This is a genomic window from Corynebacterium sp. NPDC104732 (assembly GCF_055583565.1).
The window spans coordinates 174,200-191,220 of the sequence record NZ_JBVJNS010000002.1 but is presented as its reverse complement, the minus strand read 5'-3'; the positions used below and the strand labels follow the sequence as shown (position 1 = coordinate 191,220).

Sequence of the window (17,021 nt, the reverse complement as noted above, 5' to 3'; positions counted from 1 at the left end):
GGCGTGGCACTCGGAGCGGCGTGCCTGGGATGGATAACGTTTTGGGGTATAGCTCGACAAGTTGACCCCTAGTGAAAGGCAAAGGTGCTCCCGCGTGTCCGGAACTCTTCCCATCGTTCTGATCGTGGTGGTATGGCTGTTTGTGCTGGCCCCGATTGCCTTGCGTGGCCGGAAGCCGATTCGCCACACTAATGAGGCGTTCGAAGAAACCCGCGTCATTCACTCAGGTGGCGACGAGGTCTCCCTGCAGCGCCGGAAACCGCGCTTGTCCTCGAAAGATGTCCATGCGTCCGACCTGGACGACGAAGACATGGAGCTGGTTGAGGTTGATGACGTGCTCATCGATGACGAGGATGAACGAACCGGTCACCTCAGCGATCGCATCGGCCAGGCCTTCGGACGTTTCGGCCGAAACAAAACCGCCGAACGTGTGGACAACATGGACGTTGTTGAGGGCTCCGTCGTGGCCGAGCTGCCAGCCCCAGAGCCTGCAGAATCTGAGCTGGAAGAGGACAGCTACGATGAGGACTACCTCGATGACGAGGGCGAGTACTACGACTATGACGAGGCCTACCTCTCCCCAGCGGATTACCTGCACGACGATGCCACCTACGAGCCCGTCGATGAGCTGGAGTCTGCGAACTACGACGCAGAAGACGGTGGCAACGACGAGGAACTGAGCGAAGCCGACCTGGAATTCGCAGCTAAACGACGCGGCCGTGGCGGATACGATCCAGAAGCAGACGCCCTGGCCACCGCCAACCGCTTCCAGCGTCGGCAGCGGACCCTCATTGGTCTGGTCAGCGTGTTGGTGCTCAGCGTCATCGTGTCGGCTGTCGTCGGTGGCTGGGTCTGGATCGCTCCGGCCGTCGTCCTGGCGCTCACCGCGTTTTACCTCTATGTGCTGCGGCAACAGGTGCAGCAGGAACATCAGCTGCGCGCCCGCCGGATTCGGCATATGCGCCGGGCTCGCCTGGGGGTTCGCTCCGCGGAAGGCGTGGAACTGGGGCTTCCGCCTCGGTTGCGTCGCCCGGGTGCAGTAGTGCTGGAACTGGATGATGAAAGCCCAGATTTCGCCTACCTTCCAGAAACCACCGCGCATTTCGCGCCAGAGCAGGATCACGATTCTACCCCTGAGCCACGCCGGGTGAGCTAATCCCAGCGCACCCTTCGCAGTAATCTATTGACCATGGATAAGCCGGTAGTTCGTGATCTCACCCTGTTGCTGTTGCGCGCAGTGTTAGGGTTTGTGTTTATTGCCCATGGGTGGGATAAATTCTTCATTACCGGCATGGTGGAAACCACAGGCCAGTTCAGCGCCTTCGGGATTCCCCAGCCGAAGCTGTCCGCATATCTGGTGGGGAGTGTGGAGTTAGTCGGGGGAGCGCTGCTGGTGATCGGCCTATTGACTACCCTCGTTGCCGGCGCCTTGGCGTTGCTGGTTGCTGCGGCGCTGTATTTCGTGCACCTTGAAAATGGAATTTTTGTGAGCAGCAACGGTATTGAGTACACAGCGGTGTTGGTGGTGGCATTGCTGGTTATTGTCGTGTTTGGTTCTGGCCGTGCGAGCATCGATGGGGCGTTGTCCTGATGTTAACGTGCGACCAGGTGCGGGCTGCGCTCTCCGCGCGCGTTGATGGCGAGGACAGCCCCTTCGATGACGACATTGTCGACGCTCACCTGTCCGGTTGCCCGGATTGCCAAGCATATTACGAACGCATCACAGCGCTGAACCGCATGATGGCGTTCCAAGATGCATCCGACATAGAGACAGAAACCCCGCCAGATCTCACGGCAATGATCCTGGCCGGTGTGGAACCAGTGCGGCGCAAGCAAGCCACCCGATTCGCGCTTGCCGAGGCCATAGCTCGGGTACTGCTGGTGGTGTTCGGACTCATCTACGTGGCTTGGGCCGTCATGCTGCTCACCAACGTCGCGGCGCTGCCCGTCAGTGGGCTTCCCGCCGGCACGCTGATCGCGACGGATGACCCGCTCCTAGCCGGGCTGCTTTTCGACGCTGCCGCCTTCCGCATGGCCATGGCTTTTGGTCTCTTTTTCGCCGCGTGGCGGCTGCAATCCGCCGCGGGGTTGTTCCCGGTCTTCGGGGCGCTCTTCACCTTCTCCTTGGGCTTCGGGGTGCGCGACCTCGTTCTGGGGTTCGCCACGGCTGGTGATGTGTGGGGGATTGCGTTGCTGTTTGCCACAGCGGTGCTGGTGCTGCTCGCGTGGCTGACAACGCTGCGGACAGGGACAGTGGACCGGATGGTCCGATCCGTCACGGCCACACCGCAAACTGATCTGTAAGAAGTATTACTTCCAGCTGCGCAGCCACATCATGGAATGGAAGTGATCATCAGTGATCTGAATGCCATAGAAAATGGGGCTGAAGTATACGAAGGATATGACGACGAGAGCCAGATAACCAAGCACGACGGCTTTGCCGAGCTGTAGTGGGGTGTGCCGTCCGGGAACCTGCACCAGGGTGGTGGAGTTGGCAATGAGCCCCAGGGTAAGCGCGATCATCACGATGGTAAACGGCACCAATGGGATGGCGTAGAAGAAGTACATCTGGCGGTCATACGCCAGGATCCAGGGAATGAACCCGGCCGCGAACCCGACCAGTGGCACCACGAACCGGCGATCCTTCCTCACGATCAAGCACCAAATCGCCCACAGCACCACTGGGACAGTAAGCCACCAAATCGTCGGGATGCCGAAGAGGTAGATCATGCGTCGGCAAGCTGCATCGCCCGAGCACGTCAGGCCGGTTTGGGAGTAGTACAGCACGGGGCGCGCCGCCACCAGCCACGACCACGGCTTAGAATCCCACGGATGGGAATGACCGCCAGAGCTGGTCAGTGAGGCGTGAAACTTCAACACTGTGTCGTGGTAGTAGCACCAGTTAGCCAGTGCGTCGGGCAGGTTGAAATACCATTTGTCCTCTGAAAACGTCCCGATTTCTTTTGCATGCCGGTACACGGAAGTCTCGTTGGCAAACCACGCGCGCCAGGACCACGCATAGAGCGCTATCGGAAGCAGGACAATGCTAGCGAAGGAAGGAATGCTATCGCGCCACACAGCCCCGAGAAATGGCCGTTTGATGCGGTATTGGTGCCGCACCCAGTAATCCAGCAGCACCGTCATGACACCAAAAAATGCCATGTAATACAGGCCCGACCACTTGACGGATAACGCCAGCCCTAGGGATACTCCTGCGGCGAAGCGCCACCAGCGGAACCCGCACCGAGGGCCCAGATCGCTCTGGTGAACCAGACCGGCTAGGTACGCGCGATAAAAGCGTTCCCGTAGCTGCTGGTGGTCGCGAATCAAGCAGTAGGCCGCCAGCACCACGAATAGGGTGAGGAAAATATCGAGCATCCCGAAGCGCCCTGCCACCAGAAGCACACCATCGCTCAGGGCGAGAAGGCCCGCCCAGGCGGCGACTGTCGGCGAGTGGCTTAAGCGACGCGCGATCGCGACGATGAGCAGTACCGTCAGGGTGGAAAACAGTGCCGTCATCACCCGCCAGCCGAGCGGGGTGTACCCAAAGAGCTGCTCGCCAATGGCGATGATCTGCTTTGCCAGTGGCGGGTGTACCACCAAACCGTAGGCGGGGTTTGACTCGATGCCCCCGAGGATCGGATTAGTGGAGGAAGTGACAATATCCCAGGCTTGGGGCACATAGTGCTTCTCATCGAACACCGGTGTGCCCTGGTCAGTGGCCCCCGACAGCCCAATGAATCGAGAAATCGCAGCGAGCACGCCAATGACACCAAAGACCACAGCGTCCACGGTGGACAGCTGAATGCGTCTCGGCTCCGCAACCGGCAACTTCGGCGGGGGGCCAGCGATGTTAGGTGTAGCAGCGATGTGGGTCACGGATTCATATTAAGTAATAGTCACGAAGTTTGTGCAATGCTTAACAGTTATGGAACCACTTGGAGACCTGCCCCGCGGCATCATCATCGCAGCCACGCCCTTAGGAAATCCGTATGACGCCTCGCCTCGACTGCGACATGCCCTCGAGCACGCTGATGTGATCGCTGCGGAGGACACCCGGCGCACCCGGAACCTCGCCGCGGCCCTCGGGGTGGAGATCTGTGGCCAAGTAGTGTCCAACTTTGACCACAACGAGCAAGGTCGAGTCACGCAGCTCATCGACGCCGCTCGCCACGGATCCGTGCTCGTGGTCACCGACGCGGGCATGCCCTCCGTCTCCGATCCCGGTTTCCCGCTGGTCGAAGCGGCCCACGATGCCGGCATCTCCGTGACCTGCTTCCCCGGCCCCTCCGCTGTCCCCACCGCATTGGCGTTATCAGGCCTACCCGTCGGACAGTTCGCCTTCGACGGCTTCGCCCCACGTAAACAGGGCGCGCGCCGCGCCTGGCTCGAATCCCTCAAAGCAGAGCAGCGCGCCGTGTGCTTTTTCGAATCCCCGCATCGCATCGCTGACACGCTTGCCGACGCCGCGGAGGTGCTCGGTGGCTCGCGTCGGGCGGCGGTGTGCCGGGAGCTGACGAAGATGTTTGAAGAAGTGCGCCGCGGGACACTTCCAGAGCTTGCGAAGTGGGCTGCCGATGGTGTGAAAGGGGAGATTTCGGTCGTTATTGAGGGCGCTTCCGACGTCGTGGTGGATTTGGAAGCTGTGGTTGCTGTGGCTATCGAACGGGTACACGCGGGGGAGCGAGTGAAGGCGGTGGCTGCCGATTTAGCCGCTAGCTATGGCGTGTCGAAGAAAGAGATCTACGACGCAGTAGTGTCGCAGAAAACCGGAAAAAGTTAACGCTGTTAGCTAATTGTTGTAGTTATGTAATAATTACCCCGTGCTTATCCGCTTTGACCAGTGGCATTGCATGTCACGAAAGGGTAACAATGCGGTGTAGGCGGGGTCGCTTCCTGTGTTTTGGTGGCGTATCAGCTTGAGATTGCCCCAGTGACACGCTGAAGCTGGAGGTCATGACCCTTGACGAAAATGAAGACGTTAAAGTCGTCGAACATTCTGAGCCTGTCGCACAGGAAGCCTCAGCCACGGCCGTTCTCGCGGAGATGATTGACCGTGGCGATAACTATGACGAGTCCGTGTTGGATCGCAACATTGACTACGCCTTTGAGGATGAATCTGCAGGCATTAACTGGCCAGTGACCATCGTGGCGGCTGTCTTTGCTGTCCTTGCCATCGCTTGGGGCTTGCTGTTCCCAGACAACCTTGCTGAGTTTGCTTCCACGGGCCTGAGCTTTGTGGTGACCAACTTTGGCTGGGCGTTTGTTCTGTTCGGAACGATTTTTGTCGCATTCGTTGTCGCCATCGCGCTGTCGAAGTTCGGCAATATCAAACTCGGTAGAGACGACGAAGCTCCCGAATTCTCCACCCCGTCCTGGATTGCGATGATGTTCGCCGCAGGTATGGGTATCGGCCTGATGTTCTTCGGTGTGACCGAGCCATTGACCTTCTACCGCAACGGCGTGCCGGGACACGAGAAGCATGAAGTGGGCACCGCTTTTGCCACTACGCTCTTCCACTGGACGTTGCACCCGTGGGCGCTTTACGCCGTCGTGGGGCTGTCTCTGGCGTACGCCACCTTCCGGATGGGGCACAAGCAGCTGCTGAGCTCCGCGTTCATTCCACTGATTGGCAAGCATGGTGCTGAGGGGCCCATCGGTAAGATCATCGACATCTTGGCCATTATTGCCACCTTGTTTGGTACCGCATGTTCCCTCGGTATCGGTGCTACTCAGATCGCTGCAGGGCTGTCCGCCAGCGGGTTCGTGAAAGACCCGAGCGATAAAACGGCGGTCACCATCGTCCTCATCCTGACCCTGGCCTTCCTGATTTCTGCCATGTCTGGCGTCGGCCGCGGAATTCAATATCTGTCCAATACGAACATGGTGTTGGCCGTTTTGCTCGCGATCTTTGTCTTCGTGTTCGGCCCAACGGTAGCCATTCTCAACCTCATCCCGGGCAGCATTGGCAACTACCTGTCTAGCTTCTTTGAGATGGCGGCGCGCACTGGTGAAACCGCTGATGGTACCGCAGGGAAATGGCTCAGTAGCTGGACAATCTTCTACTGGGTGTGGTGGATGTCCTGGAGCCCATTCGTGGGCATGTTCATCGCACGTATCTCCCGCGGACGCACTATCCGCGAGTTCGTGATTGGTGTGCTGCTCATCCCATCCGCCGTCACCGTCGTGTGGTTCGCAATCTTCGGTGGCGCAGCCGTGACCTTCGAGCGTGCGGGCCAATCGGTGTGGGGCGAAGGCGACTCGAAGCGTCAGCTCTTCGATCTGCTGCACCAGCTGCCAGGCGGTCAAATCGCAGGCGCTGTGGCAATGATTTTGCTGGCAGTGTTCTTCATCACCTCCGCTGACTCTGCATCTACCGTGATGGGCTCAATGAGCCAGAACGGCCGCCTGGAGGCACGACCATGGATCACTGGCGTGTGGGGCGTGTTGACTGCAGTCATCGGCCTGACCATGCTGCTGGCAGGTGGCGAAGACTCGCTCAGCAACCTGCAGAGCATCACTATCGTGGTCGCTAGCCCATTCCTCATTGTTCTCGTCGCTTTGATGTTCGCGGTGGTGAAAGGCCTATCCGAGGATCCGCTGTACCTCGAGGCGAAGGCACACGCCAAGTTCCAGCGACGCCTTGCCCGCGAGCACCGGATCCACGCCAAGATGGAACGACGCAAACGGCAACGCCTGCAAAACAAGAAGGCAATCAAAGGACGTCGTTAAGGCTGTGCGCCCCTAAATACAGCATTCCGCCAGGAGCTTAGTAAGGTAGTGAGCATGACAAAGTCTGTGCTCGTAGCTGTTGCCTGGCCGTATGCCAACGGACCCCGTCACATCGGACATGTGGCGGGTTTCGGTGTTCCTTCTGACGTTTTCGCCCGCTTCCAGCGAATGCGTGGCGCAGACGTGCTGATGATCTCAGGCACGGACGAACACGGCACTCCGCTGCTAGTGCAAGCAGAAAAGGAAGGCGTGACTGTCCAAGAGCTCGCGGACCGCTACAACCGGCAGATCGTGGAGGACCTGGCGGGGCTCGGACTGACCTACGACCTTTTTACGCGTACCACCACCCGCAACCACTACGCCGTCGTACAGGAGCTATTCCGGGGCCTGCACGATAACGGCTACATGATTAAGCAGGTCACGATGGGCGCCATCAGTCCTTCCACCGGGCGCACCCTGCCGGACCGCTACATCGAGGGCACCTGCCCGATCTGTGGCGCGAGTGGTGCCCGTGGCGACCAGTGCGATAACTGCGGCAACCAGCTGGATCCAGCCGACCTTATCGATCCGGTATCCAAAATCAACGGCGAAACCCCGCAGTTTGTGGAGACCGAACACTTCCTGCTCGACCTCCCTGCGCTGGCTGGCGCACTGGAGAAGTGGTTGAAGGGGCGCAAGGACTGGCGCCCGAATGTGCTCAAGTTCTCCCTGAACTTGTTGGAAGACCTGCGTCCGCGCGCCATGTCCCGCGACATCGACTGGGGCGTGCCGATCCCACTGGACGGCTGGCAGGACAACAACGCCAAGAAGCTGTACGTGTGGTTCGACGCTGTCGTCGGCTACCTGTCTGCCTCCATCGAATGGGCACACCGCGTGGGCCGTCCCGAGGCGTGGCGCGACTGGTGGACCTCTGAAAGCGCACAGTCCTACTACTTCATGGGCAAGGACAACATCACGTTCCACTCCCAGATCTGGCCAGCCGAGTTGCTCGGCTACCGAGGCCTGGGCACCCGTGAAGGCACCGCAGGCTCCCTTGGTGAGCTGCAGCTTCCCACCGAGGTCGTCTCCTCCGAGTACCTCACCATGTCCGGCTCCAAGTTCTCCTCTTCCAAAGGCGTGGTCATTTACGTCAAGGACTTCCTTCGCGAATTTGGTCCGGATCCGCTGCGCTACTTCATCGCTGTTGCCGGCCCAGAAAACAACGACACCGACTTCACCTGGGACGAGTTCGTCCGCCGCGTGAACAACGAGCTCGCAAACGGCTGGGGCAACCTGGTCAACCGCACCGTCTCCATGGCACACAAGAACTTCGGTGAAGTGCCAACGCCAGGCTCGCTTACCGACGCTGACCAGCGAATCCTTGATCTCGCCGCGAACGCCTTTGACGTCGTCGGGGAGGCCTTGGAGAAGAACAAGTTCAAGGTAGGTATCACCCACGCTATGCACGTGGTGGGTGAGGCCAACGCTTACATCGCGGAAATGGAGCCGTGGAAGCTGGCGAAGGACGAATCCCAGCGGGAGCGCCTGGCCACGGTGTTGCACACCGCCCTGCAGGTCGTGTCCGATTGCAACACGCTGCTCACCCCGTACCTGCCACACATTGCGCAGGCAGTACACGAAACCCTTGGACGCGAAGGGGTGTGGGCGGCGACGCCATCGATTGTCGAAGTTCAGGATGATATGCCGGTAAACCCAGTTGGTGTGAATCTGCCGGCCGAGGGGAAGACTTACCCGGTCATCATGGGTGATTACGGTAATCAACAGGCTGTGTGGCAGCGCGTACCCGTCGAGCCGGGCACGGCGCTGGCGAAGCCCAAGCCACTGATTGCGAAGCTGGATCCTGAGCTAGGGGAGACCGGCCCCGAGTGGGCGCCAGTGGTGCAGTAGCAGCTTTTACCAGCTCCACTGGCTCCGAGGCATAAAACCCGGGAAGCATTTCCCGGATCTCGGAGGAAAAACAGAGAAAAAGCATATCTGAAGCCACTAAACTGGCCGAAACCCGGGAAATGCTTCCCGGGTTTTCGCGTTATAGGGACGAGAGCAGCAGACCGTGGGCGATGGAAAGTATGGCTAGGATGGGGAGCCGTGTCTAAGAAGAAACCTCGACCGAAGCCTGAACCTGCCGACTTTCTCCCTGGCCTAGTGGATGCGCACACACACCTCGCGTCGTGTGGCGCCACCACCGAAGAGGAAGTGAGGGAGCTTGTTGACCGCGCTGTTGCTGCCGGTGTCGATAAAATCTGCACCGTTGGAGATGGCATCAAAGAAGCCGAGCTCGCCCTGGAGGCGGCCCGGAACCATGAACGGGTGTATGCGGCCTGTGCGATCCATCCGACCCGTGCGTTAGAGCTGAATGACGTCGTCAAGCAGCAGCTCACCGACATGGCTGCTGACCCGCGGTGCGTCGCGATTGGCGAGACCGGCCTGGACACCTACTGGATCGATAAATCCGATACCTGCGCGCCGCTCGATGCGCAAGAGGAAGCGCTGCGCTGGCACATTGACCTTGCTGTGTCTTCAGGAAAGGCGCTGATGATCCACAACCGTGAGGCTGATCAGGAGTTGCTTCGCGTGCTAGAGGATGCACCCGCACCAAAAGAGACCATCCTGCATTGTTTTTCCTCGCCACTTGACGTTGCGAAAGAGGCGCTGGAGCGCGGGTACGTGTTGAGTTTCGCCGGAAACCTCACTTTTAAGCGCAACGACGAACTGCGTGAGGTTGCGCGACTGGCACCGCAGGGGCAGTTCCTCATAGAAACTGACGCTCCTTATATGACTCCGGAGCCGTACCGTGGTGGCCGCAATGAGCCAGCGTTCGTCGGCCACACCGCGTTGTGCCTTGCTGAGGCTCGCGGGGAGGATCCGCGCGATGTGGTAGCTGCGGTTAATGCGACCTTTGATCGGGTCTACGGGCTGGATTATTAGCAACATCACAGGTTTTTAAATCGCAAGGTCGCGTGTTAATTGAGTTGTGAATTGTTATATTTCGAGCTGAACTAACACTCGCGTGATTTAAGAAGCAACGAAAAAGTGCTGGACTTCAGCGGGTTGTTACCGTACCGTGACGAAGAATGGGGCCGGATTGTTATTCTTCGTCCGGTCGCGCACTGTAAGTCCTTCAAGCGAATGTGAGTGATTGACACCGTGGGTGTACATCAAAAGTCCCGGATCAACCGCCTGAACTCGGCTCATTCTGTCCCGCTGCGTATCGCGACCGGCGGCATGCTGGCGACCCTGCTCGTCGGTGGTGTCTCAGCCGTGGGGATGAAAAAGGACATCGTTTTGGATGTCAATGGCGAGGAAATCACTCTCACGACCTTCTCTAACGACGTCGCTGGGGCTCTGGAGCAGGCTGGCGTCAGCGTGCAAGCCCAGGATGTGGTAGCGCCCAGCCCGACCACAATGTTGAACGATGGCGAGCGGATTACCGTCCGCTCCGCTAAGCAGGTGGCCGTGGTGATCGACGGGAAGCCGGTGAAGGTGACTTCCACCGCGCTGACCGTCGAAGAGCTCATGGCCGAAGTCGGTGGGGTCAAGGCAGCGGACAAAATCTCTGTCCCCGCAGATCAGAAGATCCCGCTCGACGGATTCACCGTGGACGTGGTGACGCCAAAGATTGTGAAGCTGGACAACGCCGGTAAAGTCACCTACACGCAGATCGCTGCGGACACCATCGCCGACGTCCTCAAGGCGCAGGGCATCGCAGTCGATGGCGATGACAAAGTATTCCCAGCTCTGGACACCCGTGTCACCAACGACACTGAGATCAGCGTGACTAAGGTTGACCTCGATGAGGTCTCCGCGGTGGAGGAGTTCGAAGCAGAACCTACCTACGTTGATGACCCCGAGTTGGAGCAGGGTAAGGAAGAAGAGCTCACCCCAGCTGTGCCAGGTAAGCGGGATGTGACTAAGCAGATCCGCAAGGAAAACGGTGCCGTGGTGGGCGAGACCGTGGTGAAGGAGAAGGAGCTCGCGCCAGCCACCCCTGCCACCATCAAGCGAGGCACCAAGGAAAAACCAGCCGTCCCTGCTGTGGCTGAAGGATCTGTTTGGGACGCACTCGCACAATGTGAAGCCACCGGTAACTGGTCGATCAACACTGGTAACGGCTTCTCCGGCGGTTTGCAGTTCACCCCTTCCACCTGGCTCGGGTTCGGCGGTGGCGAATACGCGCCGGCCGCATACCTGGCTACCCGAGAGCAGCAAATTGCTGTGGCTCAAAAGGTTCAGGCAGCCCAAGGCTGGGGCGCTTGGCCGGCATGTACCGCGAAGCTGGGACTTCGATAGCACCTGCGGTAGATTCTTAAAGCATGGAATCACGCGCTTTGGCTCAGCTGTTAGGTCCGGTGGAAATTCGGCAACTTGCTGAAAAACTGGATGTCACCCCGACTAAGAAGCTGGGCCAGAATTTTGTGCACGATCCCAACACGGTTCGGATGATTGTCGCCGCTGCGGATGTCAGCGAGCACGACCACGTGGTGGAGGTAGGCCCGGGCTTGGGCTCGCTCACTCTCGCACTCCTTGACACCGTCAAAGATGTGACCGCGGTGGAGATCGATCCACGCCTGGCCGGGGAGCTGCCGCACACCGTGGCGTGGCGAGCCCCCGATTATGCGGACAACCTGCGGATCATTCTGAAAGATGCGCTCCAGGTCAGTACTGGAGATTTCGAGGCTGCGGGTGCACCGATGCCGACGGCGCTGGTCGCAAACCTGCCCTACAACGTTTCTGTTCCCGTGCTACTGCACCTGCTCGCCGAATTTCCGTCCATCACCCGCGTGTTGGTGATGGTGCAGGCCGAGGTGGCGGACAGGTTAGCTGCGACCCCTGGATCAAAGATTTACGGTGTGCCGAGTGTGAAGGCCGCGTTCTACGGTGAGGTTCGCCGCGCAGGATCCATCGGTAGAAATGTATTCTGGCCTGCGCCGAAGATCGAGTCCGGTTTGGTGCGCATCGATCGTTTCGCAGCGGGCGATGAGCCGTGGCCCCTCAATGATGAGACTCGCGCGAAAGTGTTTCCGCTGATCGACGCCGCGTTTGCGCAACGCCGCAAGACCCTCCGGGCGGCGCTGAGCGGTCACTTCGGAGGTGGTGCGCAGGCCGAGGCAGCGCTGGTCGCGGCGGGTATCGCTCCCAGCGAACGCGGCGAGAAACTAGGCGTCGCGGACTTCGTTCGGCTTGCCGGAGTCACCCAATGATCACCGCCTACGCACACTCGAAAGTCAACCTGTACTTAGGTGTCGGCGATGCCCGCGAGGACGGGTACCACGAGCTGGAAACGGTGTTTCAGTCGCTGTCGCTCAAGGACCGCCTGGAGATCACCCCGGTGGCTGGGGATCCAGGCACCGTGCAGTCGTTCAACGTCACTGGGCTGGGGGCGGCGTCGGTGCCAACCACAGCGGAGAATTTGGTGTGGCGGGCTATCGACCTGATGGCGAATCGCGCTTCGCTCCCGGCCGTCGACGTGCGCCTGCACAAGGGGATCCCTACTGCCGGTGGGATGGCTGGTGGATCGGCGGACGCGGCGGCGGCCCTGCGCGCAATGAACACATACGCGGGCCTTGATGAGCCCGAACTGCTGGACATCGCTGCACAGCTCGGCTCCGACGTTCCCTTCACCTTGCTCGGCGGCACGATGCTAGGGACGGGCCGCGGGGAAAACCTGGTGCCGGTGCTCTCACGGGGTAGCTACCATTGGGCGCTCGCCTTCAATAGCGCTGGCTTATCGACGCCGAAGGTGTTTCACACCCTGGACGCCATGCGGGATGCGAAACCCGACATGCCCCGAGCTACCGGCAGTAATGAGTTGGCCGCGGCACTGCTCACGGGCGACCCAAAGCAGGTAGCACCCCACCTGGCTAACGATCTGCAGGCGCCGGCGCTGTCACTCATGCCTGCGCTACGCAAGACTATTCATGCAGGTGAACAGGCCGGAGCTCTGCGCGGAATCGTGTCAGGCTCTGGGCCCACTGTGGCTTTCTTGTGCGAGTCCGCGGAACACGCCGCCGAAGTAGCGGACTATGTGCTGGATGCTGGGGTCGCTACCGCGACCACAGTGGCCCAGGGGCCCGCTGCCGGTGCACACGTGGACTAGAATGACCTCTTACCATGGCAAACCTGATCAATCTTGAAAATGTCACCAAGTCCTTCGGACTGAAAACCCTCCTCGATGGCGTCTCGCTCGGGATCCAGACCGGGGACCGCATCGGCGTTGTGGGCCTCAACGGTGGCGGCAAAACGACACTGCTAGAAGTCCTCACCGGGATTGAACCGCCGGATGAGGGGCGCGTGTCGCACAATTCGCAACTGAGGATGGCCGTCGTTACGCAGCGTGCAGAGCTCGACCCGGCAGCGACGGTAGGGCAGGTGGTCCTGCAGCTCCTCGGTCTGCAGACCTTCGAGTGGGCGTCGAACCCGAAGGTGCGTGAGGTGCTGGGGGGCCTGGGGATTGCTGACCTGGGGCTCGATACGCCGGTAGGGGAGCTCTCGGGTGGGGAGCGCCGTCGCACGAATCTGGCGGCTGCGCTGGTGCAGGATCTTGACCTGATCGTGCTCGACGAGCCCACCAACCACCTCGACGTGGAAGGCGTCCAATGGCTCGCCTCCTACTTGCTCAAGACCAAGATGGCCATCGTGGTGGTTACCCACGACCGCTGGTTCCTTGACACTGTCGCCACTCGCACGTGGGAAGTCCACGACGGCGTTGTCGACACCTACGAAGGTGGCTACAACGATTGGACCTTCGCCCGCGCCGAACGCGCTCGTCAAGCCGACGCCATCGAGCAGCGTCGCCAAAACCTGGCCCGCAAGGAACTGGCGTGGCTGCGCCGCGGCGCACCCGCCCGCACCTCCAAACCGCGCTACCGCATCGAAGCAGCCGAAGCCCTCATCGCAGACGTGCCGTCTCCACGCGACAGTGTTGAGCTGATGGCCTTTTCCAAGAAACGCCAGGGCAAGGTCGTCATCGAGCTAGAGGACGCCACAGTATCCACCCCGGACGGCCGCGTGCTGGTGGAAGACCTTACGTGGCGACTCGCGCCGGGCGAACGCATCGGCCTCGTCGGCGTCAACGGGTCCGGCAAAACCACCCTGCTGCGCACGCTGGCGGGCGAGCACCCGCTCACTGCCGGACGTCGCATTGAGGGCAAGACCGTCGCACTGGGGTGGCTACGTCAGGAACTCGATGACTTGGATCCAACGTTGCGGCTTATCGACGCCGTCGAGCAGGTAGCCACGTACGTGCAATTCGGCAAGAAGGAACTGTCTGCCTCCCAGCTGGCAGAACGACTCGGGTTCTCCGCGAAGCGCCAGCGCACCCCAGTGGGAGACCTCTCCGGTGGCGAGCGCCGCCGCCTGCAGCTCACCCGCGTGCTTATGGCTGAGCCGAATGTGCTGCTGCTGGACGAGCCCACCAATGACCTAGACATCGATACGCTGCAAGAGCTGGAGTCCCTGCTGGACTCCTGGCCCGGCACCCTGGTGGTCATTTCTCACGATCGTTACCTGATCGAGCGTATTTGTGATTCCACCTGGGCGTTGTTTGGCGACGGGAAACTCACCAACCTGCCCGGTGGCATCGAAGAGTACCTATCGCGCCGATCCGCCCTGGCAGCATCCCAAGGCGGGGTGATTGACCTGGGGGAGAAGACTGATACGGTTCGCGAAGAACCCAAGGTAGACGCGGCGACGCACCGGCGCATCGTCAAAGAGATGAACGCCCTGGAACGCAAGATGGATAAACTTCGTGCGTCCGTAGCCACCGTAAATGACAAGATGGCAGCAGCTGCGGAAGCCGTGGATACCGAAGCTCTGGTCAAGCTCAACACTGAGTTCACAGAGTTGAACTCCCAGCTGGAGGAGCTGGAAATGCAGTGGATGGAGCTCGGCGAAGAGCTGGAATAGCCGGCTAAGGCTCCAAGTTGTCCACCGCGTATTGGGCCTCCTCGGGCGTGAATTGCTCACCGTACTCGGAGACCAGCTGGTCATAGATCGCGTCCGGTGACATGGCCATCCTGTCTTGATAGGACTTCGCTTTCTCCAACGCGTTGCTGTAGTAGTCGGCCTGTAGGTTCTCTATCGCATACTGGGCGGCTTCCGGTGAGAACTTTTCACCGTACTGGCTGGTGATCTGGTCATAGATTCCCTGCTTGGACATGTGCATCATCGTTGAATAGGTTTCGGCTTTGCGCAGCGCGGATTTTTGTTCCTTGGTGACCTGTGGCATGTCCGATGCCTCAAGCAGTAGTGGCGCTGGCTGAGACGCGACCGAATGTGAAGCAGGCGCCGTGCTCGAAAAGTCATTGGTACTGCTCATCAGCGCGGAGCAAGAACCAACAAAAATGACGACTCCAGCCACGATTGCTCCCCAGGTGAGGCAACCGGCCTTCTTGCGAACCGGTTGCTGCTGAGGGGATGGGTAAGTCATGGAAAGCTCCTTAGAAATCTGTGCAGTGGAACTGCTAATGCTGTGAATAAAGTGAACGTTAGCTGGGCTGCCGGACATAACTGCGGGAAAAGAGAACACCTGTTCCAATTTGCTGAAGTTGCAGCCGGATTACACTGGGGAGCCATGGGTGGTTTTTTCAAACCTGGACGCCTCAACTCCTGGGGTTTGATCCTCGGTGGCATCATGTTCGCCGTGGCTGCGACCCCATCGCTGCTGCCACGAAGCTGGCTGTTCCAAGCAGTGGCCAGCGGTTTTTCAGCTGCATCGGGCTACGGGCTCGGGGTGTTTTTGCGCTGGAACTGGCGGAACTGGGGTAGGGAAGTAGCTGCGGTGTTCGGCCATAAATTCCTCAAAGCATTCGCCCTAGAGGAGGAATGGGCGGCATTCAAAGAATGGGCAGCTCTTTCTGAAAAAGCTAGGGTTCGGTTGGAACTGGTCCTGCTCGCCCTAGTTTTGGTGTGGGCGAGCTACATCTCTGTGTCAGCGATTCGCTGGCAACGTGAACTACACGAATATATGGGCATGCCCCAGCAGTTGGGGTGGAAAGCCCTCGGAATCGTTCCCATTGGGTTAGGACTGTGGGCGCTCGTCTTGCTCATTGTCCACGCGTTGTTGCAGTTGGGGCGCTTTGTAGCCCGTATCGCCCCGGACCACTGGACCGCAGCTGCCCATTCCATCATTGCCGGTTTCGTTGCCCTGAGTCTCGGGCTGTGGCTGGTGGACTCGGTGATTCCCGGGACCGTCATTCGGGTGTTTGAGTCGGGAGCTGCGGTGACGAATGCTTCTCCTGACCCTGATGCACAACGCCCAAGTGACCCGTTGAAGTCCGGCTCCGAATATTCCTTCAATAGGTGGGATGACCTGGGCGCGCAGGGCTCTCGCTTTGTCACGATGGGGCCCAGCAAGGCCGACATTGAGCGGGTGACCGGTCAGCCTGCCAAGGAACCAATTCGGATGTATGCGGGGTTGCGCGGAGCTGAGGATCCCTCGGAGCAGACAACCCGGCTGCTTGCTGACCTGCGCCGGACCCACGCGCACGAACGGAAAGCCGTTTTGATCGCGGGGACCACGGGTACCGGCTGGGTAAATCCGACGGCCGCGCAATCCTTCGAGCTGCTGTATGGCGGTGATACCGCTGTAGTGGCCATGCAATATTCAAACCTGCCATCCCCGGTGCAGTTCATTTCCTCCAAAACTCAAGTCCATGAATCCGGCAAGGCGCTGGTCTCTGCGATGGTTGCTTGGCGCGATAGCCTGCCAGCAGAGCAGCGCCCCGAGCTGTACCTCTTCGGTGAATCGCTGGGAACCACCCAAGGGGAGGGAGCTTTCGACGGGGTGCGCGATATCACCCGCCAGCTCGATGGCGTGTTGTGGGTAGGGCCACCGAACTCGAATGAGCTGTGGGCGTCGATAAGCCTGCGCCGCGACCCCGGCACCCGCGAAGTCGCGCCGGAGTATGGCGGCGGTACCACGGTGCGGTTTGCGGAAAACTCGCAGCAGATTGGGCGCATGCTTCACGACGCCGCCCCCTGGAATCGCCCGCGTATCCTCTATATCCAGCACGCCACGGATCCGATCGTCTGGTGGTCGCCAAATCTGCTGTTTGAACAGCCAGACTGGTTGCGGGAATCGCCGGGGATTGGCCGGCACCCTAGCATGAGCTGGCAGCCAGTGGTGACGTTCTGGCAGGTGACCTTGGACATGGCGAACTCGGTGAGCGTGCCCACCTACTATGGCCACAACTACGGTTCGGAAGTGCTCGATGGGCTCGCTGCTATCACGGGATATGAGGGTGACCTGGAGCCCCTGCGCGAGGCGTTGGTGGTTTACTAGGCTGGTTCCC

13 protein-coding genes and 1 pseudogene are annotated in these 17,021 nt (G+C 60.0%); 12 read left to right on the top strand and 2 right to left on the bottom strand.

Annotation, left to right across the window (positions count from 1 at the left end; translation table 11 throughout):
* Window positions 1-94: 94 nt before the first annotated feature.
* The 3 genes from sepX to ACZ6ZO_RS02520 are packed head-to-tail and all read left to right on the top strand — an operon-like array spanning window position 95 to window position 2,304.
* Complete coding sequence (sepX, locus tag ACZ6ZO_RS02530; RefSeq protein WP_465290301.1) at window positions 95-1,156, top strand: divisome protein SepX/GlpR; 1,062 nt, start codon at window positions 95-97, stop codon at window positions 1,154-1,156.
* Window positions 1,157-1,189: 33 nt separating this feature from the next.
* A complete protein-coding gene (locus ACZ6ZO_RS02525; protein WP_182386595.1) occupies window positions 1,190-1,591 on the top strand; it encodes a DoxX family protein in 402 nt (133 codons plus the stop codon).
* The gene (locus ACZ6ZO_RS02520; RefSeq protein ID WP_465290299.1) at window positions 1,591-2,304 is read left to right on the top strand and encodes a zf-HC2 domain-containing protein; all 714 of its coding nucleotides are present in this window, start codon (window positions 1,591-1,593) and stop codon (window positions 2,302-2,304) included. Before ACZ6ZO_RS02525 ends, ACZ6ZO_RS02520 begins: the two co-directional genes overlap by 1 nt.
* 6 nt (window positions 2,305-2,310) lie before the next feature.
* On the opposite strand, the gene ACZ6ZO_RS02515 is transcribed toward ACZ6ZO_RS02520, so the two are convergent.
* Window positions 2,311-3,879 carry a dolichyl-phosphate-mannose--protein mannosyltransferase gene (locus tag ACZ6ZO_RS02515; RefSeq protein ID WP_465290297.1) on the bottom strand — a complete coding sequence of 523 codons (1,569 nt, stop codon included), beginning with the start codon at window positions 3,877-3,879 and terminating at the stop codon, window positions 2,311-2,313.
* Between the two features lie 49 nt (window positions 3,880-3,928).
* Between ACZ6ZO_RS02515 and rsmI the strand changes: the two genes are divergently transcribed.
* From rsmI to ACZ6ZO_RS02475, 8 genes and pseudogenes are all read left to right on the top strand, one after another.
* Complete coding sequence (gene rsmI, locus ACZ6ZO_RS02510) at window positions 3,929-4,783, top strand: 16S rRNA (cytidine(1402)-2'-O)-methyltransferase (protein WP_465290295.1); 855 nt, start codon at window positions 3,929-3,931, stop codon at window positions 4,781-4,783.
* A gap of 173 nt (window positions 4,784-4,956) precedes the next feature.
* Window positions 4,957-6,732, top strand: coding sequence for a BCCT family transporter (locus ACZ6ZO_RS02505; protein WP_465290293.1), 1,776 nt, complete (start codon window positions 4,957-4,959; stop codon window positions 6,730-6,732).
* A gap of 33 nt (window positions 6,733-6,765) precedes the next feature.
* Window positions 6,766-8,619, top strand: a pseudogene (gene metG / locus ACZ6ZO_RS02500) (methionine--tRNA ligase); the annotation flags it as partial.
* A gap of 198 nt (window positions 8,620-8,817) precedes the next feature.
* Window positions 8,818-9,657 (top strand): TatD family hydrolase, encoded by an 840-nt coding sequence (locus ACZ6ZO_RS02495; protein ID WP_465290291.1) that lies wholly within the window; start codon window positions 8,818-8,820, stop codon window positions 9,655-9,657.
* Between the two features lie 219 nt (window positions 9,658-9,876).
* Window positions 9,877-11,019: a resuscitation-promoting factor gene (locus ACZ6ZO_RS02490; RefSeq protein ID WP_232843363.1), complete on the top strand. Its 1,143-nt coding sequence runs from the start codon at window positions 9,877-9,879 to the stop codon at window positions 11,017-11,019.
* 23 nt (window positions 11,020-11,042) lie between these two features.
* Complete coding sequence (gene rsmA / locus ACZ6ZO_RS02485) at window positions 11,043-11,930, top strand: 16S rRNA (adenine(1518)-N(6)/adenine(1519)-N(6))-dimethyltransferase RsmA (RefSeq protein WP_182386588.1); 888 nt, start codon at window positions 11,043-11,045, stop codon at window positions 11,928-11,930.
* Window positions 11,927-12,826 carry a 4-(cytidine 5'-diphospho)-2-C-methyl-D-erythritol kinase gene (locus tag ACZ6ZO_RS02480; protein WP_465290289.1) on the top strand — a complete coding sequence of 300 codons (900 nt, stop codon included), beginning with the start codon at window positions 11,927-11,929 and terminating at the stop codon, window positions 12,824-12,826. Before rsmA ends, ACZ6ZO_RS02480 begins: the two co-directional genes overlap by 4 nt.
* Before the next feature lie 14 nt (window positions 12,827-12,840).
* Window positions 12,841-14,634, top strand: a complete 1,794-nt coding sequence (locus ACZ6ZO_RS02475) for an ABC-F family ATP-binding cassette domain-containing protein (protein WP_465290287.1) — start codon at window positions 12,841-12,843, stop codon at window positions 14,632-14,634.
* A 4-nt stretch (window positions 14,635-14,638) separates the two neighbouring features.
* Here ACZ6ZO_RS02475 and ACZ6ZO_RS02470 read toward each other — a convergent pair whose 3' ends face one another.
* Window positions 14,639-15,157, bottom strand: a complete 519-nt coding sequence (locus ACZ6ZO_RS02470) for an Ltp family lipoprotein (RefSeq protein WP_465290285.1) — start codon at window positions 15,155-15,157, stop codon at window positions 14,639-14,641.
* Window positions 15,158-15,301: 144 nt separating this feature from the next.
* Between ACZ6ZO_RS02470 and ACZ6ZO_RS02465 the strand changes: the two genes are divergently transcribed.
* Complete coding sequence (locus tag ACZ6ZO_RS02465; protein WP_465290283.1) at window positions 15,302-17,011, top strand: alpha/beta hydrolase; 1,710 nt, start codon at window positions 15,302-15,304, stop codon at window positions 17,009-17,011.
* Window positions 17,012-17,021 lie beyond the last annotated feature (10 nt).